The organism is Klebsiella sp. 141161 (assembly GCF_050600815.1).
Classification (GTDB): domain Bacteria; phylum Pseudomonadota; class Gammaproteobacteria; order Enterobacterales; family Enterobacteriaceae; genus Klebsiella; species Klebsiella aerogenes.
The window spans coordinates 39146-61830 of sequence record NZ_JAQIRN010000006.1 but is presented as its reverse complement, the minus strand read 5'-3'; the positions used below and the strand labels follow the sequence as shown (position 1 = coordinate 61830).

Sequence of the window (22685 nt, the reverse complement as noted above, 5' to 3'; positions counted from 1 at the left end):
TCCCTGCTAAAAATGAATGACGCCTTTGATCAGTTGGCGATTGTTAATGACTTCGCTTTCGTAGATATCAGCCAACGATTTAAAATCGTAACGGTGGGTCAGCATCATCCTGGCGGTCACTTTCCCTTCGGCCATCAGCCGCCCGACTTTGGCGAAATCCTCTTCCGTCGCATTGCGGCTACCCATCATGGTCGTCTCTTTCTTATGAAACTCCGGATCTGAGAACTGCAGTTCGCCTTTAAACAGGCCGACAAAAACAATGCTGCCGCCGTGGCGAATTAAATTTACGGTGTTATTCATGGCATGCTGGTTCCCCGTCGCGTCGATCACTTTCTGCGCCAGAGAGCCGCCAAACGTCTCACACAACTGGTCGGTAAACTGCGGATCCGAGGGATCGAGAGTGGTCAGGCCAAGATGCTGCGCCACATGATCGCGTCGAGCCGGGCTGGTATCCGCCACCACCACGTGCGCCCCGTCAGCTTTAGCGATCGCCGCCGCACCCAGTCCAATCGGTCCCGCGCCAACCACCAGCACCTGATCATCTGGCTGAATAGCCGCGCGACGCACCGCGTGGGCGCTAATGGCGAACGGCTCAATCAGCGCTACGGCCTCAGGGTCAACATCATCCACCACCAGCAGATTTTTTACCGGAACGCTGAGGTATTCGCTAAATCCGCCATCGCGATGTACGCCAATCACGGAAATCTTCTCGCAGCAGTTTGTCCGCCCACTCAGACAAGCCGGACACTGACGACACGCCACGTAAGGAATGACGGCGACCTGCTGACCGCTTTTCAGGTTAAGAATATTTTTACCTAAGCCAATTATCTCACCGCATATTTCATGACCGAGTACTCGCGGGTAGCTAAAAAAGGGTTGATTACCGCCCCATGCATGAATATCCGTCCCACAAATACCCACCGTTTTTATTTTAATCAGAACTTCATCATCACCCGGAATTGGGATCTGGCGTTTTTCCCAACTAAATTTTTTAGGTTCCTGACACACTAAAGTATTCATCGACGTCATCATTATTGCCTCCGTATTTGTTGGCTTAGATATCGATGAAAAAAACAATCCAGGATAAAGTCATTGCAAAAATTGTGAAACTCCGCGCACAAAACTGTTTTAAATCCGGTTTTAATATCCAAAAAGGAAAAAAACCACCATGAGCCGTTCACAAAACCTTCGCCACAACGTGATTAACCAGGTCATTAACGATATGGCCCGCGGATTTATCCCCTCGCCGCTGCCCTCACAAAGCGCGTTGGCTGAGATGTACAACATCAGCCGCACCACCGTACGCCATATCCTCGGCCACTTATGCGAACGCGGCGTGCTAAGTCGGGTCAATCAGGATTACCAGATCCTCCGGCTGCCCGAAATGCGGGACGGCTTCGAGGGTTCCAGCGCCTCACTGGTCGAACAGAACCGCATCTTCGAGCAGGCGTTTTTCACTATGATCAACCAGCGCCAGCTGCGTGCCGGAGAAATGTTTTCCGAGCTACAGCTGGCGCGGGCCGCGGGCGTCAGCCCGGTGGTGGTCAGAGAGTTTTTATTGAAATTCAGCCGTTATAACCTGATTGAAAGTGAAAAGCGCGGCCAGTGGAGCATGAAGAAGTTTGAGCAATCCTGGGCGGAACAGCTGTTTGAGCTGCGGGAGATGTTGGAAACCCACGCGCTCCAGCACTTCCTCAACCTACCGGACAACGACACCCGCTGGCTGCAGGCAAGAACCCTGCTTGAGCGACATCGCGCCCTAAGAGACAGCATCGGCGACAGTTTTCGTATGTTCTCGCAGCTCGATCGTGATTTTCATACATTATTACTCTCCGCTGCCGACAATATATTTTTTAATCAATCACTTGAGATTATTTCAGTTATCTTCCACTTTCACTATCAGTGGGATGAAAGCGATCTTAAACAGCGAAATATCATCGCCATTGACGAACATATGACCATTCTTAGCGCGCTTATCTGCCGCAGTGACCTCGACGCCAACCTGGCGCTGCGTAACCACCTGAACTCCGCCAAGCAATCAATGATTAACTCCCTTAAGCAGAATGCGTCCCCGCTTTATTAAGTACCGATTAAAAACAGAAAATGATTATCAGCAGCACAAATCTAAAAACGTAATCCGATACGATAAAAAAGGTTATTTATGCTGAAAACAAGTCGACTTACTTTACTGTGAAATATGTGGGTGGTGTTTAAACCATTCGATGTCACTTGTCGTTCAAATAGAATAGCCAGGAGTCAGGCGTGGAACAAAGAAATATAGCCATCGACCCGCAGACAACCTTTGAAGAAAGGAAAGCGGAGACGATTTCAGTTCCGTTAGATAATACATTACAACGTAGTGCTCGGATTAAAACAATTCAGACAACGGCAATGATTCTACTATTTCTGGCGGCGGTCATTAACTATCTCGACAGAAGTTCATTATCCGTCGCTAACTTAACCATCCGCGAAGAGTTAGGGCTCAGCGCCACCGAAATCGGCGCGCTGCTGTCAGTCTTCTCTCTGGCCTACGGTATCGCGCAGCTTCCCTGTGGGCCGCTGCTGGACCGCAAAGGTCCACGCATCATGCTGGGGCTGGGCATGTTTTTCTGGTCGCTGTTTCAGGCGGTCTCAGGGATGGTCCACAGTTTTACCCAGTTCGTCCTGGTACGTATCGGCATGGGGATCGGTGAAGCGCCGATGAACCCTTGCGGCGTCAAGGTGATCAACGACTGGTTTAATATTAAAGAACGCGGACGTCCGATGGGTTTCTTTAACGCCGCCTCAACCATTGGCGTCGCCATCAGCCCACCGATTTTGGCCGCGATGATGCTAATGATGGGCTGGCGCGGGATGTTTATCACTATCGGCGTGCTGGGGATATTCGTCGCTATCGGCTGGTATATGCTCTATCGCAACCGGGAGGATATTAACCTCACCGCCGACGAGCAGGCCTACCTGAACGCCGGAAGCGTCAACGTTCGCCGTGACCCGCTAAGCTTTGCCGAATGGCGCAGCCTGTTCAAAAACAAGACCATGTGGGGAATGATGCTCGGCTTCAGCGGCATCAACTATACCGCGTGGCTGTATCTCGCCTGGCTTCCGGGTTATCTGCAAACGGCGTACAACCTCGATCTGAAAAGCACCGGTTTTATGGCCGCCATCCCTTTCCTGTTCGGTGCCGCCGGTATGCTCATCAACGGCTACGTCACCGATTGGCTGGTCAAAGGCGGTATGGTGCCAATTAAAAGCCGCAAAATTTGCATTATTGCCGGAATGTTCTGCTCCGCCGCGTTTACGCTCGTCGTACCACAGGCCACAACATCAATAGCCGCGGTGCTGTTAATCGGTATGGCGCTGTTCTGCATCCACTTTGCCGGGACTTCCTGCTGGGGGTTAATTCACGTTGCCGTGGCGTCAAGGATGACCGCTTCCGTCGGCAGCATCCAGAACTTCGCCAGCTTTATCTGCGCGTCCTTCGCGCCGGTGGTGACAGGATTTATCGTCGATACTACCCACTCATTCCAGCTGGCGCTGATTATCTGCGGTTGCGTGACCGCACTCGGCGCGCTGGCCTACATTTTCCTGGTTCGCCAGCCGATTAGCGACCCGCGTAACAGCTAAACCTTATAGCCCTGCTGACGGCAGGGCATTAAAATCCCACCATCTTAATCCGCTTTAAGGCCAATGGCGCATCAGTCCGGACATTGTTCTGCCTATGGGGTCTCTTATGACTCCTCTTCCCCCGCGCCATTACTCAGCGCAATAAACTCCTCCAGCAGCGTGGTCAACTGGCGCATCTTCTCCGCCGTAAACTGCGCTTCTATCTGCCGGTAGGCCTCTTCCACCTGCGCCTGGGCGCTCTCATACAGCGCCAGCCCTGCGGGCGTCAGCGACAGGTAGAGCTTGCGCTGATCGTTGACCGGCTTTAAACGCAGTACTAAACCGTCGCGCTCCATGCGCGTCAAAATACCGGTCAGGCTGGGGCGCAGAATGCAGGCGCGCCAGGCCAGGTCGTGAAAATCCATCGACGGGTTTTCCGCAAGGATACGCACGATACGCCACTGCTGTTCGGTCAGATTGTGGCGTTTAACGATCGGCCGGAAATGGCCCATCGCCGCTTCTCGCGCCTGCAGCAGCGCAATGGTTAATGAATCATGCATGGTATCCCCTCAACAACGCTCACCAAAACTTATTAACAATTTAATAATTGGCCCTAATCCTGCCATGTACAACCGGTTTCTGCACCTGAAAAGTACCAGTCGCTATCAAAAATAAATATATGTAATTGATATATAAGATATAAATAAAAAACATGTAAATATTGTGTTAATCCGATCACAAAACATTCACTTCTATTTGCCAAACCGGCGCGCAAAGAATAAAAGATGATCATTAACATATTAATGAAATCCCTTCGAATCGATAATCAGTACCAGAGGAGTGGTGAATGAAAGGTACCATCTTCGCCGTTGCGCTCAATCATCGCAGCCAGCTCGACGCCTGGCGCGAAGCGTTTCAACAGGCCCCCTACAAGACGCCGCCGAAAACCGCGGTCTGGTTCATCAAACCCCGTAATACCGTGATTGGCGATGGCGAAGCCATTCCCCATCCGCAGGGCGAGACCGTACAAAGCGGCGCGACGGTGGCGCTGATTGTCGGCAAAACCGCGCGTAAAGTGGCGGCGGAAGAGGCGGCGCACTATATCGCCGGCTACGCGCTGGCTAACGACGTTAGCCTGCCGGAAGAAAGTTTTTATCGCCCGGCGATCAAAGCCAAATGCCGCGATGGCTTCTGCCCCATCGGCGCGCTGTCGGCGGTGCGCAACGTCGATAACCTGACCATCATCACCGAAATCAACGGCCGCGAGGCGGATAGCTGGCATACCGGCGATCTGCAGCGTAACGCCGCGCAGCTGCTTAGCGCCTTGAGCGAGTTCGCCACCCTCAATCCCGGCGACGCGATCCTTATCGGCACGCCCCACTCTCGCGTTACGCTGCGCCCCGGCGACCGCGTACGTATTCTCGCCGACGGTTTCCCGGCGCTCGAAAACCCGGTTGTCGCAGAAGGAGAGCTGGCATGAAACAGGCACGCATTGAATGGCAAGGACAGGTACGCGACGTGCTGGTCGATGAACGCGACCAGGTGCGCCTGCACGATGGCACGGTATTGAAAGAAGGTGAATTCCGCTGGCTGCCGCCCGCCGACGGCACGCTGTTCGCGCTGGGGCTGAATTACGCCGATCACGCCAGCGAGCTGGAGTTTAAACCGCCAACCGAACCTTTGGTGTTCATCAAAGCGCCGAACACCTTTATTGGCCACCAGCAGCAGTCGGTACGCCCGGATAACGTCGAATACATGCACTACGAAGCCGAACTGGTGGTGGTGATCGGGAAAACCGCGCGCCGCGTCAGCGAAGCCGAGGCTATGGATTATGTCGCTGGCTATACCGTGTGCAACGACTACGCGATCCGCGACTATCTGGAAAACTACTACCGCCCGAACCTGCGGGTGAAAAGCCGCGATACCCTGACGCCGATCGGCCCGTGGATCGTCGCCAAAGAGGCGATCCCGGACCCGCATAATCTGGCCCTGCGCACCTGGGTCAACGGCGAACTGCGCCAGCAGGGCACCACCGCCGATCTGATCTTCAGCATCCCGTTTCTCATCGCTTATTTAAGCGAATTTATGACCCTGCAACCGGGCGACATGATCGCCACCGGCACGCCGAAAGGGCTATCCGATGTGGTGCCGGGCGACGAGGTGATCGTTGAAGTCGAGGGCGTGGGCCGCCTGGTCAACCATATCATCAGCCAGCAAGCGTATGAGGAGACACTGTCATGAAAAAGATTAACCATTGGATCAACGGTAAAAACGTTGCCGGCGCAGACTATTTTCATACCACCAACCCGGCCACCGGCGAGGTACTGGCTGAAGTCGCCTCCGGCGGTGAAGCCGAAATCAACCAGGCGGTAGCGGCGGCGAAAGAGGCCTTCCCGAAGTGGGCTAACCTGCCGATGAAAGAGCGCGCGCGCCTGATGCGCCGCCTGGGGGATCTGATCGATCAGAACGTCCCGGAGATCGCGGCGATGGAAACCGCCGATACCGGCCTGCCGATCCACCAGACCAAAAACGTGCTGATCCCGCGGGCGTCGCATAACTTCGAATTTTTCGCCGAAGTGTGCCAGCAGATGAACGGCAAGACCTATCCGGTCGACGACAAGATGCTTAACTACACCCTCGTGCAGCCGGTTGGCGTCTGCGCACTGGTGTCGCCGTGGAATGTGCCGTTTATGACCGCCACCTGGAAGGTGGCGCCGTGCCTGGCGCTGGGGAATACCGCGGTGCTGAAAATGTCCGAACTGTCGCCGCTGACCGCCGATCGTCTGGGCGAGCTGGCGCTGGAGGCCGGGATCCCGGCAGGCGTGCTCAACGTGGTGCAGGGCTATGGCGCCACCGCTGGCGACGCGCTGGTACGCCATCATGATGTGCGCGCCGTCTCCTTCACCGGTGGCACCGCCACCGGGCGCAACATCATGAAGAACGCCGGCCTGAAAAAGTACTCCATGGAGCTCGGCGGAAAATCGCCGGTGCTGATTTTTGAAGACGCCGATATTGAGCGCGCGCTCGACGCCGCGCTGTTCACTATCTTCTCGATCAACGGCGAACGCTGCACCGCCGGTTCGCGCATTTTCATTCAGCAGAGTATTTATCCGGAGTTCGTTAAGCGTTTCGCCGAGCGCGCCAACCGCCTGCGCGTAGGCGAACCGACCGATCCGAATACCCAGGTCGGCGCGCTGATTAGCAAACAGCACTGGGAGAAAGTGTCCGGCTACATTCGCCTCGGCATCGAAGAGGGCGCCACCCTGCTGGCCGGCGGCGCGGATAAACCGTCCGACCTGCCGGCGCATCTGAAATCCGGCAACTTCCTGCGCCCGACGGTACTGGCGGATGTCGACAACCGCATGCGCGTCGCCCAGGAAGAGATTTTTGGCCCGGTCGCCTGCCTGCTGCCGTTCAAAGACGAAGCGGAAGGGCTGCGTCTGGCCAACGATGTGGAATACGGTCTGGCGTCGTACATCTGGACCCAGGACGTCAGCAAAGTGCTGCGCCTGGCGCGCGGTATTGAAGCCGGAATGGTGTTCGTCAACACCCAGAACGTGCGCGACCTGCGTCAGCCGTTCGGCGGCGTGAAGGCCTCCGGCACCGGCCGCGAAGGCGGCGAGTACAGCTTTGAAGTGTTCGCCGAAATGAAGAACGTCTGCATCTCGATGGGCGACCATCCGATCCCGAAATGGGGAGTCTGATATGGGTAAGTTAGCGTTAGCAGCAAAAATCACTCACGTGCCGTCGATGTATCTGTCTGAGCTGCCGGGGAAAAACCACGGCTGCCGTCAGGGCGCGATCGACGGGCATAAAGAAATTGGCAAGCGCTGCCGTGAAATGGGCGTCGATACCATCATCGTGTTCGATACCCACTGGCTGGTCAACAGCGCCTATCACATCAACTGTGCCGACCATTTTCAGGGCGTCTACACCAGTAACGAACTGCCGCATTTTATTCGCGACATGACCTACGACTACGACGGCAACCCGGAGCTGGGCCACCTGATTGCCGACGAGGCCGTCAAGCTTGGCGTACGCGCCAAAGCGCACAATATTCCGAGCCTGAAGCTGGAGTACGGCACCCTGGTGCCGATGCGCTACATGAATAGCGATAAGCATTTCAAAGTGGTATCCATTTCCGCCTTCTGTACCGTTCACGATTTTGCCGACAGCCGCAAGCTGGGCGAGGCCATCCTCAAGGCCATCGACAAATATGACGGCACCGTGGCGGTGCTGGCCAGCGGTTCGCTGTCGCATCGCTTTATCGACGACCAGCGCGCCGAAGAGGGGATGAACAGCTATACCCGCGAGTTTGATCATCAGATGGATGAGCGCGTGGTGAAACTGTGGCGCGAAGGCAAATTCAAAGAGTTTTGCACCATGCTGCCGGAGTACGCCGACTACTGCTACGGCGAAGGCAACATGCACGACACGGTGATGCTGCTCGGCCTGCTGGGTTGGGATAAATACGACGGCAAGGTGGAGTTTATCACCGAGCTATTCGCCAGTTCCGGTACCGGCCAGGTGAACGCCGTGTTCCCGCTGCCGGCGCAGGCGTAAGGAGGCCATATGCCGCATTTTATCGCCGAGTGTAGCGACAATATCCGCGAACAGGCTGATTTACCGGGCCTGTTCGCCAAAGTCAACGAGGCGCTGGCCGCCACCGGCATCTTTCCGATTGGCGGTATTCGTAGCCGCGCCCACTGGCTCGATACCTGGCAGATGGCCGACGGCAAGCATGATTACGCCTTCGTGCATATGACCCTGAAGATCGGTGCCGGGCGCAGCCTTGAGAGCCGTCAGGAGGTGGGGGAAATGCTGTTCGCGCTGATTAAAGCCCACTTTGCCGCGCTGATGGAGAGCCGCTATCTAGCACTGTCGTTCGCCATGGAAGAGCTCGACCCGACGCTGAACTACAAACAAAACAACGTGCACGCGTTATTTAAATAATACATCGAGGCTCAAGCAGGTAGCCCGGCCGAGCAACGCGACGCCGGGGTTTGCTCCGGGCCACCCCGGGGTCGGCGTAAACGCCTCGCCCGGGCTACTCGATTGTGCACATTTCCGGTAATGCCACAGGAATCACTATGCTCGATAAACAGACCCGAACCCTGATTGCCCAGCGGCTGAACCAGGCCGAAAAACAGCGTGAACAGATCCGCGCGATCTCGCTGGATTATCCGTCGATCACCATTGAAGACGCCTACGCCGTCCAGCGCGAATGGGTCGAAATGAAGATCGCCGAAGGCCGCGTGCTCAAAGGCCATAAGATCGGCCTGACCTCTAAAGCGATGCAGGCCAGTTCGCAGATCAGCGAGCCGGACTACGGCGCGCTGCTCGATGATATGTTCTTCCACGACGGCAGCGATATTCCCACCGACCGCTTTATCGTGCCGCGTATCGAAGTCGAGCTGGCCTTCGTGCTGGCCAAACCGCTGCGCGGCCCGAACTGCACGCTGTTTGATGTCTACAACGCTACCGACTACGTTATCCCGGCGCTTGAGCTTATCGACGCGCGTTGCCACAACATCGACCCGGAAACCCAGCGTCCGCGTAAAGTGTTCGACACCATCTCCGACAACGCCGCCAACGCCGGGGTGATCCTCGGCGGCCGGCCGATTAAACCGGACGAGCTCGACCTGCGCTGGATCTCCGCCCTGCTGTATCGCAACGGCGTGATTGAAGAGACCGGCGTCGCCGCGGGCGTGCTTAATCATCCGGCCAACGGCGTGGCCTGGCTGGCCAACAAGCTGGCGCCGTACGATGTCCAGCTCGAAGCCGGGCAGATTATCCTCGGCGGCTCCTTCACCCGCCCGGTCCCGGCGCGCAAGGGCGATACCTTCCACGTCGACTACGGCAACATGGGCGCCATCAGCTGCCGCTTTGTTTGAGGAGAGCAACATGAACAACGCATTTAAAGAGGCGCTCAAGGCCGGGCGTCCGCAAATCGGCCTGTGGCTCGGGCTGTGCAGCAGCTACAGCGCCGAACTGCTGGCCGGCGCGGGCTTCGACTGGCTGCTTATCGACGGCGAACACGCGCCCAACAATGTACAAACGGTGCTGACCCAGCTTCAGGCCATCGCGCCCTACCCCAGCCAGCCGGTGGTGCGTCCGTCGTGGAACGATCCGGTACAAATTAAACAACTGCTGGACGTCGGCGCGCAAACCCTGCTGGTGCCAATGGTGCAGAACGCCGAAGAAGCGCGGCTGGCGGTCAGAGCCACCCGCTACCCGCCTGCCGGCATCCGCGGTGTCGGCAGCGCGCTGGCCCGCGCCTCGCGTTGGAATCGCGTCCCTGATTATATCCACCAGGCCAATGACGCCATGTGCGTACTGGTACAGATTGAGACCCGCGAAGCGCTGAAAAATTTGCCGCAGATCCTCGATGTCGAAGGGGTGGATGGCGTGTTTATCGGCCCGGCGGATCTGAGCGCTGATATGGGCCACGGCGGCAACCCACAACACCCGGAAGTGCAGGCCGCCATTGAAGATGCCATCCAGCAAATCCGTCAGGCCGGTAAGGCGCCGGGGATCCTGATGGCCAATGAACAGCTGGCGAAACGCTATCTTGAACTGGGCGCGCTGTTCGTCGCCGTCGGCGTCGATACCACCCTGCTGGCCCGCGGCGCAGAAGCGCTGGCGGCCCGTTTTACCCACACCGCAACCACCACAACCGATAACAATAAATCCGTCTATTGAACGGATAATGTGGAGCGCAACATGACTACCTCTACCCTGCAACACAATGATAATAAATCCATTGAAGTAGAAAACCGGGTGATCAAAAAGCTGTTCCGCCGCCTGATCACCTTCCTGTTTGTTCTCTTTGTTTTCTCATTTTTGGATCGAATTAATATCGGCTTCGCCGGCCTGACGATGGGTAAAGATCTCGGCCTGACCTCCACCATGTTCGGCCTGGCGGCGACGCTGTTCTACGTCACCTACGTGCTGTGCGGGATCCCCAGCAATATCATGCTGGCGAAAGTTGGCGCGCGCCGTTGGATCGCCGGGATCATGGTGGTCTGGGGGATCGCCTCGACCTGTACCATGTTCGCTACCAGCCCGCATACGCTATACATCCTGCGCATGCTGGTCGGCATCGCCGAGGCCGGTTTTCTGCCGGGGATCCTCGTCTATCTGACCTGGTGGTTCCCGGCCTACCATCGCGCCCGCGCCAACGCCCTGTTTATGATCGCCATGCCGGTGACCATGATGCTCGGCTCGATACTTTCCGGCTATATTCTGGCGCTCGACGGCCTGTGGAACCTGAAGGGCTGGCAGTGGCTGTTTCTGCTGGAAGGCCTGCCGTCGGTGGTGCTCGGCGTCGTCACCTGGTTCTTCCTCAACGACACGCCGGATAAAGCCAACTGGCTGGACAACGAAGAGAAACAGGCGCTGAAGGCGATGATCGATCGCGAGCGGGAACATGCGGCGATCGTCCCGGCTTCGCCGCGCTCCACGCTGCGCGAAGTACTGACGCCAGCGGTGCTGATGTATACCCTCGCCTACTTCTGCCTGACCAATACCCTCAGCGCCATTAATATCTGGACGCCGCAGATCCTGCAGAGCTTCAACACCGGCAGTAGCAACATCATGATTGGCCTGCTGGCGGCGATCCCGCAGTTCTGCACCATTTTCGGCATGATCTGGTGGAGCCGCCGCTCCGACCGGCGCAAAGAGCGCAAGATGCATACCATCCTGCCCTACCTGTTCGCCGCGGCGGGTTGGCTGCTGGCTTCGGCAACGCACCACAGTCTGATCCAGCTGATCGGCATTATTATGGCTTCGGTGGGATCTTTTACCGCGATGGCCATTTTCTGGACCACCCCGGATCGGGTGATCAGCCTGCAGTCGCGCGCGGTAGCGCTGGCGGTGATCAACGCCATCGGCAACGTCGGCTCTGCCGTCAGCCCGCTTTTGATCGGCATTTTGCGCGATACCACCGGCAGCTTTAGCTCCGGGCTGTGGTTTGTCGCCGGGCTGCTGATCGTCGGCGCGCTGGTGCTCACCCGCATTCCGATGAGCCAGCGTGAGGACGCTGCCGCCGCGCCGGGCTTAGCGGCGCAAAAAGGCCACTAAGGAGCGGGTATGTGCCAGCATTCAATCGCCAACATCGACATCAATAAAGATTACGACGAGAGTCTGGGCACCGAAGAGGTGCACTATCAGTCGTTTGCCCGCATGGCGGCCTTTTTTGGCCGCGACATGCAGGCGCATCGCCACGACCGTTATTTTCAGATGCACTTTCTTGATACCGGACAGATTGAGCTACAGCTTGATGACCACCGCTATTCGGTGCAGGCGCCGCTGTTTGTGATAACGCCGCCTTCGGTGCCGCACGCCTTTATTACCGAGTCCGATAGCGATGGTCACGTGTTGACGGTGCACGAAGAACTCATCTGGCCGCTGCTGGAGGTGCTTTATCCCGGCACGCGGGAGACCTTCGGCCTGCCGGGGATCTGCCTGTCGCTGGCGGATAAACCTGACGAGCTGGCGGCGCTGGCGCACTACTGGCAGCTGATTCGCCGTGAATCCACCGCTCAGCTGCCGGGGCGCGAGCATACCCTGGCGCTGCTGGCGCAGGCGGTATTTACCCTGCTGCTGCGCAACGCCAGGCTCGACGATCATGCCGCCAGCGGGATGCGCGGCGAGCTGAAATTATTCCAGCGCTTTAACCAGATGATCGACAGCCACTTTCATCAGCACTGGACGGTACCGGATTACGCCAACGAACTGCATCTGACCGAATCGCGGTTGACCGACATCTGCCGCCGCTTCGCCAACCGCCCGCCGAAGCGGCTGATATTCGACCGCCAGCTACGCGAGGCTAAGCGGCTGCTGCTGTTTTCCGATAGCGCGGTCAATGAGATAGCCTGGCAGTTGGGGTTTAAAGATCCCGCTTATTTTGCGCGCTTTTTTAGCCGCCAGGTCGGCTGCTCGCCCAGCAGCTACCGGGCGCAAAAAGTACCGGTGTCGTAATTCCCCGGTGGCGCTGCGCTTGCCGGGGCTACGGTCCATAGGGCCAGTTAGCGCCGCGCCACCCGCCAAAAGCTGCAGAGATCACAAAATTTACTCCCGCCTGAAAAGTACCCGCCGTTGTCGCAAACGTCCCTTCACGACAAGCGCAATAACCGCTTCAATTAAACAACAAAAACAAAACATATATTTAACATTATTATTCCGATAAATACTGAAGAGGCCCCTATGAAACCTGAAGATTTTCGCGCCGACGCGAAGCGCCCGTTAACTGGCGAAGAGTATTTAAAAAGCCTGCAGGATGGCCGCGAAATTTATATCTACGGCGAGCGCGTGAAGGATGTCACTACGCACCCGGCTTTCCGTAATGCCGCGGCTTCTGTCGCTCAGCTGTACGATGCGCTGCACAAACCGGAGATGCAGGATTCCCTGTGCTGGGGCACCGATACCGGTAGCGGCGGCTACACCCATAAATTCTTCCGCGTGGCGAAAAGCGCCGACGACCTGCGCCAGCAGCGCGACGCCATCGCCGAGTGGTCGCGCTTAAGCTACGGCTGGATGGGCCGCACCCCGGACTATAAAGCCGCCTTCGGCTGCGCGCTGGGCGCCAACCCGGCGTTTTACGGCCAGTTCGAGCAGAACGCCCGCAACTGGTACACCCGCATTCAGGAAACCGGCCTGTACTTTAACCACGCTATCGTCAACCCGCCGATCGACCGCCACAAGCCGGCTGATGAAGTTAAGGATGTCTACATCAAGCTGGAAAAAGAGACCGATGCCGGGATCATCGTCAGCGGCGCGAAAGTGGTCGCCACCAACTCGGCGCTGACCCACTACAACATGATCGGTTTCGGCTCCGCACAGGTGATGGGCGAGAACCCGGACTTCGCGCTGATGTTCGTCGCGCCGATGGATGCCGAAGGCGTCAAGCTTATCTCCCGCGCCTCCTATGAAATGGTCGCCGGCGCGACCGGATCCCCGTACGACTATCCGCTTTCCAGCCGTTTCGACGAGAACGACGCGATTCTGGTAATGGATAAGGTGCTGATCCCATGGGAGAACGTGCTGATTTATCGCGACTTTGACCGCTGCCGCCGCTGGACGATGGAAGGGGGTTTCGCCCGCATGTACCCGCTGCAGGCCTGCGTGCGTCTGGCGGTAAAACTGGACTTTATCACTGCCCTGCTGAAGCGTTCTCTGGAATGTACCGGCACCCTCGAATTCCGCGGCGTACAGGCCGACCTCGGAGAAGTGGTGGCGTGGCGAAACATGTTCTGGGCGTTAAGCGATTCCATGTGCTCGGAAGCGACGCCGTGGGTCAACGGCGCATGGCTGCCGGATCACGCCGCGCTGCAGACCTACCGCGTGATGGCGCCGATGGCCTACGCCAAGATCAAGAACATCATCGAGCGTAACGTCACCAGCGGCCTGATTTATCTGCCGTCCAGCGCCCGCGATCTGAACAACCCGCAGATCGACCAGTATCTGGCGAAATACGTGCGCGGCTCCAACGGTATGGATCACGTTGAACGTATCAAGATCCTCAAACTGATGTGGGACGCGATCGGCAGCGAATTCGGCGGCCGTCATGAACTGTATGAAATCAACTACTCCGGTAGCCAGGATGAAATTCGCCTGCAGTGTCTGCGTCAGGCGCAGAGCTCCGGCAATATGGACAAAATGATGGCGATGGTCGACCGCTGCCTGTCCGAGTACGACCAGAACGGCTGGACGGTGCCGCATCTGCACAATAACGCTGATATCAACATGTTGGATAAGCTGCTGAAGTAATTCACAGCGGGAGGTCATAATGCAATTAGATGAACAACGCCTGCGTTTTCGCGATGCCATGGCCAGCCTGTCGGCGGCGGTTAACGTTGTCACCACCGCAGGTGAAGCCGGCCGCTGCGGCATTACCGCCACGGCGGTTTGCTCGGTGACGGATACGCCGCCATCGGTGATGGTTTGTATCAACGCCAACAGCGCGATGAACCCGGTATTTCAGGGCAACGGCAAGTTGTGCATCAACGTGCTGAACCACGAACAGGAAATCATGGCCCGTCATTTCGCCGGGATGACCGGGGTGACGATGGAAGAGCGGTTTGCCCTCAGCGGCTGGCAGCAGGGCGCGCTCGGACAGCCGGTGCTGAAGGGTTCGCTGGCCAGTCTCGAAGGCGAGATTAGCCAGGTGCAAACCATTGGTACCCACCTGGTGTATCTGGTGGAGATCCGCAATATTACCCTGAGCCCGCAAGGGCACGGCCTGATTTACTTTAAACGCCGTTTCCACCCGGTGATGATGGAAATGGAAGTCGCGGTGTAATGGCCTCGCCTGCTCCTCTCCGCCCGGGGAGGAGCCTTATCTTTCATGACCATCTTCTCGGCCACAATCCCCTGTGATCTCAATCACATATTTATCTCCTGTTCACTTCATAGCCAACCGCTTACCCCAGCTAGCGACCGCTTAACCCCCCATACAACCACTCACTCATTTACCCAACTTTACGCGCGCGCAGTTCTGGCAAGATCGACGCTAGCCTAGCTAATCAATACCTCCACCAACCCAAACACAAAACCAGACGGCTTCGGCCAATTATTAATCTAATTAACGCCAGGTTTTACTATGGATACCAAAAAACTACTCAAGCACATACCCTGGGTGATTCTTGGAATCATCGGGGCATTTTGCCTCTCAGTCGTCGCGTTGCGCCGCGGTGAGCACGTCAGTGCGCTGTGGATCGTCGTCGCGTCGGTTTCCGTGTACCTCGTCGCCTACCGTTATTACAGCCTGTACATCGCGCAGAAGGTGATGAAGCTTGACCCAACGCGCGCGACGCCGGCGGTCATTAATAACGATGGCCTGAACTACGTGCCGACCAACCGCTACGTGCTGTTCGGCCACCACTTCGCCGCTATTGCCGGCGCTGGTCCGCTGGTTGGCCCGGTACTGGCCGCGCAGATGGGCTATCTGCCGGGCACCCTCTGGCTGCTGGCCGGCGTGGTGCTGGCGGGCGCGGTACAGGACTTCATGGTGCTGTTTATCTCCTCGCGGCGTAACGGCGCTTCGCTGGGCGAGATGATTAAACAGGAGATGGGGCCGGTACCAGGGTCTATCGCCCTGTTCGGCTGCTTCCTGATTATGATCATCATTCTCGCGGTGCTGGCGCTCATCGTAGTGAAAGCGCTGGCGGAGAGCCCGTGGGGCGTCTTTACCGTCTGCTCGACGGTGCCTATCGCCCTGTTTATGGGTATTTATATGCGCTTCCTGCGCCCTGGCCGCGTCGGCGAAGTTTCGGTTATCGGTATCGTGCTGCTGGTGGCATCTATCTGGTTTGGCGGCATCATTGCCCACGACCCGTACTGGGGCCCGGCGCTGACCTTTAAAGACACCACCATCACCTTTACTCTGATTGGCTACGCGTTTATCTCCGCGCTGCTGCCGGTATGGCTGATTCTGGCGCCGCGTGACTATCTGGCTACCTTCCTGAAAATCGGCGTGATCGTTGGCCTGGCGCTGGGGATCGTTATCCTCAACCCGGACCTGAAAATACCGGCAGTGACCCAGTACATTGATGGTACCGGCCCGCTGTGGAAAGGCGCGCTGTTCCCGTTCCTGTTTATCACCATCGCCTGCGGCGCGGTCTCCGGCTTCCACGCGCTGATCGCCTCCGGCACCACGCCGAAGCTGCTGGCCAACGAAACCGACGCCCGCTTTATCGGCTACGGCGCGATGCTGATGGAGTCGTTCGTCGCCATCATGGCGCTGGTCGCAGCATCAATTATCGAACCGGGTCTCTACTTCGCCATGAACACCCCGCCGGCAGGCCTTGGCATCGTCATGCCGAACCTGCATGAAATGGGCGGTGAAAACGCGGCGATGATCGCCGCACAGCTGAAAGAAGTGACCGTCCACGCGGCGGCGACCGTCAGTTCCTGGGGCTTCGTGATTTCACCTGAGCAGATCCTGCAGACGGCGAAAGATATCGGCGAACCTTCCGTACTGAACCGCGCCGGCGGCGCGCCGACGCTGGCCGTCGGTATCGCTCACGTGTTCCACAAAATCATCCCGATGGCGGATATGGGCTTCTGGTACCACTTCGGTATTCTGTTTGAAGCGCTGTTTATCCTCACCGCGCTGGATGCCGGTACCCGCGCAGGCCGCTTTATGCTGCAGGATCTGTTGGGTAACTTCGTGCCGTTCCTGAAAAAAACCGACTCGCTGGTCGCCGGTATTATCGGTACCGCCGGCTGCGTCGGCCTGTGGGGTTACCTGCTGTATCAGGGCGTGGTCGACCCGCTGGGCGGGGTGAAGAGCCTGTGGCCGCTGTTCGGTATCTCTAACCAGATGCTGGCCGCGGTGGCGCTGGTGCTCGGCACGGTGGTGCTGATCAAAATGCAGCGCACCAAATATATCTGGGTCACCGTTATTCCGGCTGCGTGGCTGCTGCTATGCACAACCTGGGCGCTGGGTCTGAAACTGTTCAGCACCAACCCGCAGATGGAAGGCTTCTTCTTTATGGCTCAGCAGTATAAAGAGAAGATTGCCGCCGGCGGCGAGCTGACCGCGCAGCAGGTCGCCAACATGAACCATATCGTGGTTAACAACTACACCAACGCCGGCCTGAGCATCCTGTTCCTGGTGGTGGTGTACAGCATCATCTTTTACGGCATCAAAACCTGGCTCAATGTCCGCAACAATAAGGTGCGTACCGACAAAGAGACTCCGTACGTGCCGGTACCGGAAGGCGGCGTGAAAACCTCGTCACATCATTAACCCTGATGCCGGATAGCGCTACGCTTATCCGGCCTACCAAAAACGCATTAACGTAGGCCGGATAAGGCGCGAGTCGCCATCCGGCTTTATTCGTTATCTGGAACTTACAATGTTTGGTAACTTAGGTCAGGCAAAAAAATATCTCGGTCAGGCGGCGAAAATGCTGATCGGCATTCCGGATTACGACAACTACGTCACCCATATGCAAACCAACCATCCGGATCAGCCGTACATGACTTATGAAGAATTCTTCCGCGAACGCCAGCAGGCCCGCTACGGCGGCGACGGCAAAGGCGGCGTACGCTGCTGTTAATGGAGGCAATAATGGCACCGATTGCAGTCACCCTATTAACCGGTTTTCTCGGCGCAGGAAAAACCACCCTGCTGCGCCATATTCTTAACGAGCAGCACGGTTTCAAAATTGCCGTGATTGAAAATGAATTTGGCGAAGTGTCCGTTGACGATCAGCTGATCGGCGACCGCGCCACGCAGATTAAAACCCTGACCAACGGCTGTATTTGCTGCACGCGCTCCAACGAACTGGAAGATGCCCTGCTCGATCTGCTCGACAGCCGCGATCGCGGCGAGATTGCCTTCGACCGACTGGTGATTGAGTGCACCGGCATGGCCGACCCGGGGCCGATTATTCAGACCTTTTTCTCCCATGAGGTGCTTTGCGAACGCTATCTGCTGGACGGCGTGATCGCCCTGGTTGACGCCGTCCATGCCGACCAGCAGATGGATCAGTTCACCATTGCCCAGTCGCAGGTCGGCTATGCGGACCGGATTCTGTTAACCAAAACCGATGTCGCCGGCGACACCGAAAAGTTGCGCGAACGGCTGGCGCGCATCAACGCGCGGGCGCCAATTTATACCGTCATCCACGGCGATATCGATTTAAGCCTGCTCTTTAATACCAGCGGTTTTATGCTGGAAGAGAAGGTCGTAAGCGCCACACCGCGCTTTCACTTCGTGGCGGAAAAACAGAACGACGTCTCGTCGATTGTGGTCGAACTCGACTATCCGGTGGATATCAGTGAAGTCTCACGGGTGATGGAAAACCTGCTGCTCTCCTTCGCCGAGCAACTGATGCGCTATAAAGGCATGCTGTGGATCGACGGCGAGCCAAATCGCCTGCTGTTCCAGGGCGTGCAGCGCCTCTACAGCGCCGACTGGGATCGCCCGTGGGGCGATGAAACGCCGCACAGCACGCTGGTGTTTATCGGCATTCAGCTGCCGGAAGAGGAAATCCGCGCCGCGTTTGCCGGGCTCCGTAAATAGCCGACGCAAGGATGTATCCCTCCCCCGATGGGAGAGGGATACTTCATGATGGGTGGTTTAGCGGCGAACGACCACCAGCTTCTGATTCACAAACTCTTTGATACCGAGGTCGGAAAGCTCGCGGCCAAAGCCGGAGCGCTTCACGCCGCCAAAAGGCAGTTCCGGCGCGGTATCCGTTAACCAGTTGATATAGACCATTCCAGTCTCAATCCCCGAAGCCATGCGCTTCGCCCGCTCAATATCCTGACTGAACACCGCGCCGCCCAGGCCGTAGTGAGAGTCGTTGGCAAGCGCAATCGCCTCATCATCGTCTTTCACCACGTAAATCTGCGCCACCGGGCCAAAGAACTCCTCGAAGTACGCCGGGTTATCACGGGTAATTCCCGTCAGAATGGTGGGTTCGTAGAAGTTACCTTCGCCCGAAACCGGCTTGCCGCCGAGGTGTAATTTGGCGCCATGCTTCACCGCCTCGTCGACCTGCTTACTTAAGGTTTCCAGCGCATCTTTCGAGGAGAGCGGGCCAAGCGTAGTGCTTTCATCGAGCGGATCGCCGATCTTCACCTGGCGGAAGGCGTCGCTAAACTTGCTCAGGAACGACTCGGCGATTTTTTCATGCAGAATGAAGCGTTTAGCGGCGGTGCAAACCTGCCCGGCGTTGTTCAGCCGCGCCTGTACGCCAATTTTCACCGCGCGTTCCAGATCGGCATCCTCGAGCACCACAAACACATCGTTGCCGCCCAGCTCCAGCGTCGCTTTCTTGATATGCTTCGCCGCCTGCGACGCCACGATGCCGCCCGCTTTTTCCGAGCCGGTCAGCGCCACGCCCTGCACCCGGTCATCCGCGATAATTTTCGCTACCTGATCCTGAGAGATAAACAAGTTGGTCCACGCCCCTTCCGGCGCGCCAGCCTCGCGCACCAGATGCGCGAAGGTCTCTGCGCAGTGCGGGACGATACTGGCATGCTTGGTAATCACCGGGTTACCGGCCGCCAGATTTGGCGCCAGCACGCGCATTAACTGGTAATAGGGGAAGTTCCACGGCTCCACCGCCATCAAGACGCCGATGGGATGATGCTCAACCCAGGCTTCGCCAAGCTCGGAGGGATACTTCACCGGTGCCAGGAACCGTTCGGCGTTGTCGGCATAATAGCGGGCGATCTGCGCACAGAGTTTGACCTCGCCGCGGCTCTGTTTAATGAGTTTGCCCATCTCCTGGCTGGCGATTTTCGCCAGCTCCTCCGTTCGGCTGTCGATAAGGTCGGCAAGCTTATGCAGCACCGGCAGACGCTGCGCAATATCGCCTTTCGCCCACGCAGAATGATAAAGCGCATTTGCCTGCTGCAGCGCTGCCTCCACGTCAGCATCGCTGTGTGCGGGATAGCTTTTAATAAGCTGATTATTCGCAGGATTCACTGTCTGATAAGCCATATCGCATGTCTCCTTGTTATCGCTATTAACGCAGTCAAAAATGCCGCTAAGGATATTAAGGGTAGTCGAGATAGCTGGCGATGCGGGTAAAGTTAGGTATATCCGGAATATTCCATGAGAGTGGATAGCAGGGGCGCCCCTAAGGGCGCCCCGGCATAACGGCTTTATCAATGTGGTAACGTGGCTATCTCTTCGGCAGCCAGACCGGTAATTTTCAGCACGGTTTCACGTGCAATACCGTCGGCAAGCATCATCCTCGCAATCCGCAGCGCCTCGGCGTGCCGCCCTTCTTGCCGTCCTTCTTGCCGTCCTTCTTGCCTGCCTTCAAGCCGCCCTTCACGTTTGCCTTTTCTGCGGCCAACTTCCTGTAATCTTTCTGCGATGGTCATCAATCTCTCCCTGTGTTGAGGAACCCGATGCGCGACTTCGCGAATAAACCGGCCAAATCGGCGCGCGTTGCCAGTTTGCAGTAAATAATTAAATAGCGTTTTTAGCTGCCTGTCATTAGCGTAACCGCTAAGTAAAATTGACGTTAGCTGCTCGACTATGCCCATTAAATCGCGCTGACGAATATGTTTTTGCATAAGTTCTAATAGCGCCACGCGTCGATGTCCCACAATTTCATCGTCCGGGATAACGGTGATATCTACCAGCGGAAAGGGTGACGAATAAAGCGCCTTCGCGAGTTGTGGGTCAGCGAACCTATCGAGCCAGTTAAGCGACCACGGATACGGAGACACGGAACCATGGTAGAACAACATAGGTACCACCAGCGGCAAGGTTTTATGGCCGCCGTCGAGATGACGTTGCATCGCAGCAATAGCATAACGCATCAGGCGAAACGCCATCTGCGCATCGGGTGAACTCTGATGTTCGATAACAACATAGATGTAGCCCTCGCCAGAAACCGTTTTTAGCGACCACAGCACGTCCGAATACCAGGCTCGCAGGTTCTCCTCAATAAAACTAGCCGATTCAAGCTGTAACGAATTGAGATCGCAGATCTGATGTAGCGCGGGCGGTAAATGGATCGCCAGAAAATCACGGGCGGTATCAGCCTGCGTAAGAAACTTTTTGAAAACCGCATCATGCGGCGTAGACGTTGTGGACCTTTCCATGTGTTCGCCCCTGCCAGCCAATTCTGCTGCGACTCTACGCTGCAGATCTCCCTCTGACACCTGGCAAAAAGCGTTTTCTCGAGCCGTGCCGAAAGCTAATTTCTGCGTGCTGCAATCGTTATCTTACCCTGGCAGCCCACTCGCAAATTGACCCGCGCATACAGGAAGTTGTGCCGATTTTTGCATGACCTCGCCGTCAGGTTATATGCTTAAGCCTATGGAAAAACTCGCTGAATTAAAACGCGCCAAACTGCTGGCGCTGTCGCTGCTGCTGATTGCGGCGGCGCTGTTTATCACTACGCTGCTGCTACCGCCGACGCCATGGGTCAGCGCGCTGAAGGCTATTTCCGAAGCGGCGATGGTCGGGGCGCTGGCCGACTGGTTTGCGGTGGTGGCCCTGTTTCGCCGCATTCCGCTGCCGTTTGTCGCCCGCCATACGGCGATCATTCCGCGCAATAAAGACCGGATCGCCGATAATCTTGGCCATTTCGTGCAGGAGAAGTTTCTTGATACCCCATCTCTGGTGGCGCTGATCCGCCGCTACGAACCGGCCCTGATGCTCGGTAACTGGTTCAGTCAGCCCGAAAACGCCCGCCGTGTCGGCCAACATCTGCTACAGGTGATGAGCGGTTTTCTCGAGCTCACCGATGACACCCGCATTCAGCGTCTGCTGCGGCGCGCGGTGCACAAGGCTATCGATAAGGTCGACCTGACCCAGACCAGCGCCATGATGCTGGAGGGGCTGACCCGCGACAATCGTCATCAGAAGCTGTTGGATTCACTGATAAGCCAGCTTATCGCCCTGCTACAGCGCGACAGCTCCCGCGCCTTTATCGCCCGCGGCATCGTGCACTGGCTGGAGACCGAACACCCGCTGAAGGCCAAACTGTTACCCACCGAGTGGCTTGGCGAGCACAGCGCCGAAATGGTGACAGACGCCGTGAATACGCTGCTCGATGAAGTCACTCAGGACCGCACGCATCAAATTCGTCAGGCCTTCGACCGCGCGGCGCAGAAGCTTATCGACAATCTGAAATCGGATCCGCAAATGGCGCAAAAAGCCGATAACATCAAAGCGTATCTGAAAAACGATGAGACCTTTAATCGCTATCTCGGCGAGGTGTGGGCGGATCTGCGCGGTTGGGTGAAAAACGATATCAGCAGTGACGATTCGCGCATCAAGCAGCGGATCGCCGAGGCCGGTCAGTGGTTCGGCGAAACGCTGGTGCGCGACGACGCGCTGCGTGAATCGCTGAATGAGCATCTGGAGCAGGCGGCGCATCGGGTGGCGCCGGAATTCGCCGCCTTCCTGACTCGCCATATCAGCGACACGGTCAAAAGCTGGGACGCGCGCGATATGTCGCGTCAGATCGAGCTCAACATCGGCAAGGATCTGCAGTTTATTCGCATCAACGGCACGCTGGTTGGCGGCACTATCGGCCTCGGCCTGTGGCTGTTATCGCAAATTCCGGCGCTGCTGCATCTGCATATTGGCTGACAAT

The 22685-nt window shown here is 57.1% G+C and carries 21 protein-coding genes; 17 read left to right on the top strand and 4 right to left on the bottom strand.

Features of this window, described 5'->3' with window-relative positions:
• Positions 1 to 6 precede the first annotated feature (6 nt).
• Positions 7 to 1029: a zinc-binding alcohol dehydrogenase family protein gene (locus PGR79_RS16330; RefSeq protein WP_113374577.1), complete on the bottom strand. Its 1023-nt coding sequence runs from the start codon at positions 1027 to 1029 to the stop codon at positions 7 to 9.
• Between the two features lie 139 nt (positions 1030 to 1168).
• On the opposite strand from PGR79_RS16330, the gene PGR79_RS16325 reads away from it, so the two are divergent.
• The gene (locus tag PGR79_RS16325; RefSeq protein ID WP_113374538.1) at positions 1169 to 2083 is read left to right on the top strand and encodes a GntR family transcriptional regulator; all 915 of its coding nucleotides are present in this window, start codon (positions 1169 to 1171) and stop codon (positions 2081 to 2083) included.
• A 179-nt stretch (positions 2084 to 2262) separates the two neighbouring features.
• Positions 2263 to 3624, top strand: a complete 1362-nt coding sequence (locus PGR79_RS16320) for an MFS transporter (RefSeq protein ID WP_113374537.1) — start codon at positions 2263 to 2265, stop codon at positions 3622 to 3624.
• A 104-nt stretch (positions 3625 to 3728) separates the two neighbouring features.
• On the opposite strand, the gene hpaR is transcribed toward PGR79_RS16320, so the two are convergent.
• Complete coding sequence (gene hpaR, locus PGR79_RS16315; protein ID WP_271031600.1) at positions 3729 to 4163, bottom strand: homoprotocatechuate degradation operon regulator HpaR; 435 nt, start codon at positions 4161 to 4163, stop codon at positions 3729 to 3731.
• A 287-nt stretch (positions 4164 to 4450) separates the two neighbouring features.
• Here hpaR and PGR79_RS16310 point away from each other — a divergent pair, with 287 nt between their 5' ends.
• From PGR79_RS16310 to yjiA, 14 genes are all read left to right on the top strand, one after another.
• On the top strand, positions 4451 to 5083 hold the full coding sequence (locus PGR79_RS16310) for a fumarylacetoacetate hydrolase family protein (RefSeq protein ID WP_015704295.1): 633 nt from the start codon (positions 4451 to 4453) through the stop codon (positions 5081 to 5083).
• Complete coding sequence (locus tag PGR79_RS16305) at positions 5080 to 5844, top strand: fumarylacetoacetate hydrolase family protein (protein ID WP_020079698.1); 765 nt, start codon at positions 5080 to 5082, stop codon at positions 5842 to 5844. Before PGR79_RS16310 ends, PGR79_RS16305 begins: the two co-directional genes overlap by 4 nt.
• Entirely contained in the window at positions 5841 to 7307 is a 1467-nt protein-coding gene (hpaE, locus tag PGR79_RS16300) for a 5-carboxymethyl-2-hydroxymuconate semialdehyde dehydrogenase (RefSeq protein WP_430922058.1), read from the top strand. Before PGR79_RS16305 ends, hpaE begins: the two co-directional genes overlap by 4 nt.
• 1 nt (position 7308) lies before the next feature.
• On the top strand, positions 7309 to 8166 hold the full coding sequence (gene hpaD, locus PGR79_RS16295; protein WP_009485358.1) for a 3,4-dihydroxyphenylacetate 2,3-dioxygenase: 858 nt from the start codon (positions 7309 to 7311) through the stop codon (positions 8164 to 8166).
• Between the two features lie 9 nt (positions 8167 to 8175).
• Complete coding sequence (locus tag PGR79_RS16290; RefSeq protein ID WP_015368431.1) at positions 8176 to 8556, top strand: 5-carboxymethyl-2-hydroxymuconate Delta-isomerase; 381 nt, start codon at positions 8176 to 8178, stop codon at positions 8554 to 8556.
• Positions 8557 to 8693: 137 nt separating this feature from the next.
• Positions 8694 to 9497, top strand: coding sequence for a 2-oxo-hept-4-ene-1,7-dioate hydratase (gene hpaH / locus PGR79_RS16285; protein WP_002887487.1), 804 nt, complete (start codon positions 8694 to 8696; stop codon positions 9495 to 9497).
• A 10-nt stretch (positions 9498 to 9507) separates the two neighbouring features.
• Positions 9508 to 10305 carry a 4-hydroxy-2-oxoheptanedioate aldolase gene (gene hpaI, locus PGR79_RS16280; RefSeq protein WP_213759903.1) on the top strand — a complete coding sequence of 266 codons (798 nt, stop codon included), beginning with the start codon at positions 9508 to 9510 and terminating at the stop codon, positions 10303 to 10305.
• Positions 10306 to 10326: 21 nt separating this feature from the next.
• Positions 10327 to 11685 carry a 4-hydroxyphenylacetate permease gene (gene hpaX, locus PGR79_RS16275; protein WP_411325768.1) on the top strand — a complete coding sequence of 453 codons (1359 nt, stop codon included), beginning with the start codon at positions 10327 to 10329 and terminating at the stop codon, positions 11683 to 11685.
• A gap of 9 nt (positions 11686 to 11694) precedes the next feature.
• Positions 11695 to 12585: a 4-hydroxyphenylacetate catabolism regulatory protein HpaA gene (gene hpaA / locus PGR79_RS16270; RefSeq protein ID WP_004182836.1), complete on the top strand. Its 891-nt coding sequence runs from the start codon at positions 11695 to 11697 to the stop codon at positions 12583 to 12585.
• Positions 12586 to 12810: 225 nt separating this feature from the next.
• Positions 12811 to 14373 carry a 4-hydroxyphenylacetate 3-monooxygenase, oxygenase component gene (gene hpaB / locus PGR79_RS16265; protein WP_002887473.1) on the top strand — a complete coding sequence of 521 codons (1563 nt, stop codon included), beginning with the start codon at positions 12811 to 12813 and terminating at the stop codon, positions 14371 to 14373.
• A 19-nt stretch (positions 14374 to 14392) separates the two neighbouring features.
• Positions 14393 to 14905 (top strand): 4-hydroxyphenylacetate 3-monooxygenase reductase subunit, encoded by a 513-nt coding sequence (locus PGR79_RS16260; RefSeq protein ID WP_002887467.1) that lies wholly within the window; start codon positions 14393 to 14395, stop codon positions 14903 to 14905.
• A gap of 300 nt (positions 14906 to 15205) precedes the next feature.
• Positions 15206 to 17356: a carbon starvation CstA family protein gene (locus tag PGR79_RS16255; protein ID WP_430922055.1), complete on the top strand. Its 2151-nt coding sequence runs from the start codon at positions 15206 to 15208 to the stop codon at positions 17354 to 17356.
• 109 nt (positions 17357 to 17465) lie between these two features.
• Positions 17466 to 17669: a YbdD/YjiX family protein gene (locus tag PGR79_RS16250; protein ID WP_002887451.1), complete on the top strand. Its 204-nt coding sequence runs from the start codon at positions 17466 to 17468 to the stop codon at positions 17667 to 17669.
• Positions 17670 to 17680: 11 nt separating this feature from the next.
• A complete protein-coding gene (gene yjiA / locus PGR79_RS16245) occupies positions 17681 to 18637 on the top strand; it encodes a GTPase (RefSeq protein ID WP_015368442.1) in 957 nt (318 codons plus the stop codon).
• Positions 18638 to 18694: 57 nt separating this feature from the next.
• Here yjiA and PGR79_RS16240 read toward each other — a convergent pair whose 3' ends face one another.
• Positions 18695 to 20065 (bottom strand): NAD-dependent succinate-semialdehyde dehydrogenase, encoded by a 1371-nt coding sequence (locus tag PGR79_RS16240; RefSeq protein ID WP_430922053.1) that lies wholly within the window; start codon positions 20063 to 20065, stop codon positions 18695 to 18697.
• Between the two features lie 167 nt (positions 20066 to 20232).
• Positions 20233 to 21183 carry an Rpn family recombination-promoting nuclease/putative transposase gene (locus PGR79_RS16235; protein WP_430922051.1) on the bottom strand — a complete coding sequence of 317 codons (951 nt, stop codon included), beginning with the start codon at positions 21181 to 21183 and terminating at the stop codon, positions 20233 to 20235.
• Positions 21184 to 21388: 205 nt separating this feature from the next.
• Between PGR79_RS16235 and PGR79_RS16230 the strand changes: the two genes are divergently transcribed.
• Positions 21389 to 22681: a DUF445 domain-containing protein gene (locus tag PGR79_RS16230; RefSeq protein WP_430922161.1), complete on the top strand. Its 1293-nt coding sequence runs from the start codon at positions 21389 to 21391 to the stop codon at positions 22679 to 22681.
• The last annotated feature ends 4 nt before the right edge of the window (positions 22682 to 22685 follow it).

Bases quoted from the DNA above. Each gene is read 5' to 3' on its own strand.
- PGR79_RS16330 (WP_113374577.1), bottom strand. From the start codon at position 1,029: ATGACGTCGATGAATACTTTAGTGTGTCAGGAACCTAAAAAATTTAGT.
- PGR79_RS16325 (WP_113374538.1), top strand. From the start codon at position 1,169: ATGAGCCGTTCACAAAACCTTCGCCACAACGTGATTAACCAGGTCATT.
- hpaR (WP_271031600.1), bottom strand. From the start codon at position 4,163: ATGCATGATTCATTAACCATTGCGCTGCTGCAGGCGCGAGAAGCGGCG.
- PGR79_RS16310 (WP_015704295.1), top strand. From the start codon at position 4,451: ATGAAAGGTACCATCTTCGCCGTTGCGCTCAATCATCGCAGCCAGCTC.
- PGR79_RS16305 (WP_020079698.1), top strand. From the start codon at position 5,080: ATGAAACAGGCACGCATTGAATGGCAAGGACAGGTACGCGACGTGCTG.
- hpaE (WP_430922058.1), top strand. From the start codon at position 5,841: ATGAAAAAGATTAACCATTGGATCAACGGTAAAAACGTTGCCGGCGCA.
- hpaD (WP_009485358.1), top strand. From the start codon at position 7,309: ATGGGTAAGTTAGCGTTAGCAGCAAAAATCACTCACGTGCCGTCGATG.
- PGR79_RS16290 (WP_015368431.1), top strand. From the start codon at position 8,176: ATGCCGCATTTTATCGCCGAGTGTAGCGACAATATCCGCGAACAGGCT.
- hpaH (WP_002887487.1), top strand. From the start codon at position 8,694: ATGCTCGATAAACAGACCCGAACCCTGATTGCCCAGCGGCTGAACCAG.
- hpaI (WP_213759903.1), top strand. From the start codon at position 9,508: ATGAACAACGCATTTAAAGAGGCGCTCAAGGCCGGGCGTCCGCAAATC.
- hpaX (WP_411325768.1), top strand. From the start codon at position 10,327: ATGACTACCTCTACCCTGCAACACAATGATAATAAATCCATTGAAGTA.
- hpaA (WP_004182836.1), top strand. From the start codon at position 11,695: ATGTGCCAGCATTCAATCGCCAACATCGACATCAATAAAGATTACGAC.
- hpaB (WP_002887473.1), top strand. From the start codon at position 12,811: ATGAAACCTGAAGATTTTCGCGCCGACGCGAAGCGCCCGTTAACTGGC.
- PGR79_RS16260 (WP_002887467.1), top strand. From the start codon at position 14,393: ATGCAATTAGATGAACAACGCCTGCGTTTTCGCGATGCCATGGCCAGC.
- PGR79_RS16255 (WP_430922055.1), top strand. From the start codon at position 15,206: ATGGATACCAAAAAACTACTCAAGCACATACCCTGGGTGATTCTTGGA.
- PGR79_RS16250 (WP_002887451.1), top strand. From the start codon at position 17,466: ATGTTTGGTAACTTAGGTCAGGCAAAAAAATATCTCGGTCAGGCGGCG.
- yjiA (WP_015368442.1), top strand. From the start codon at position 17,681: ATGGCACCGATTGCAGTCACCCTATTAACCGGTTTTCTCGGCGCAGGA.
- PGR79_RS16240 (WP_430922053.1), bottom strand. From the start codon at position 20,065: ATGGCTTATCAGACAGTGAATCCTGCGAATAATCAGCTTATTAAAAGC.
- PGR79_RS16235 (WP_430922051.1), bottom strand. From the start codon at position 21,183: ATGGAAAGGTCCACAACGTCTACGCCGCATGATGCGGTTTTCAAAAAG.
- PGR79_RS16230 (WP_430922161.1), top strand. From the start codon at position 21,389: ATGCTTAAGCCTATGGAAAAACTCGCTGAATTAAAACGCGCCAAACTG.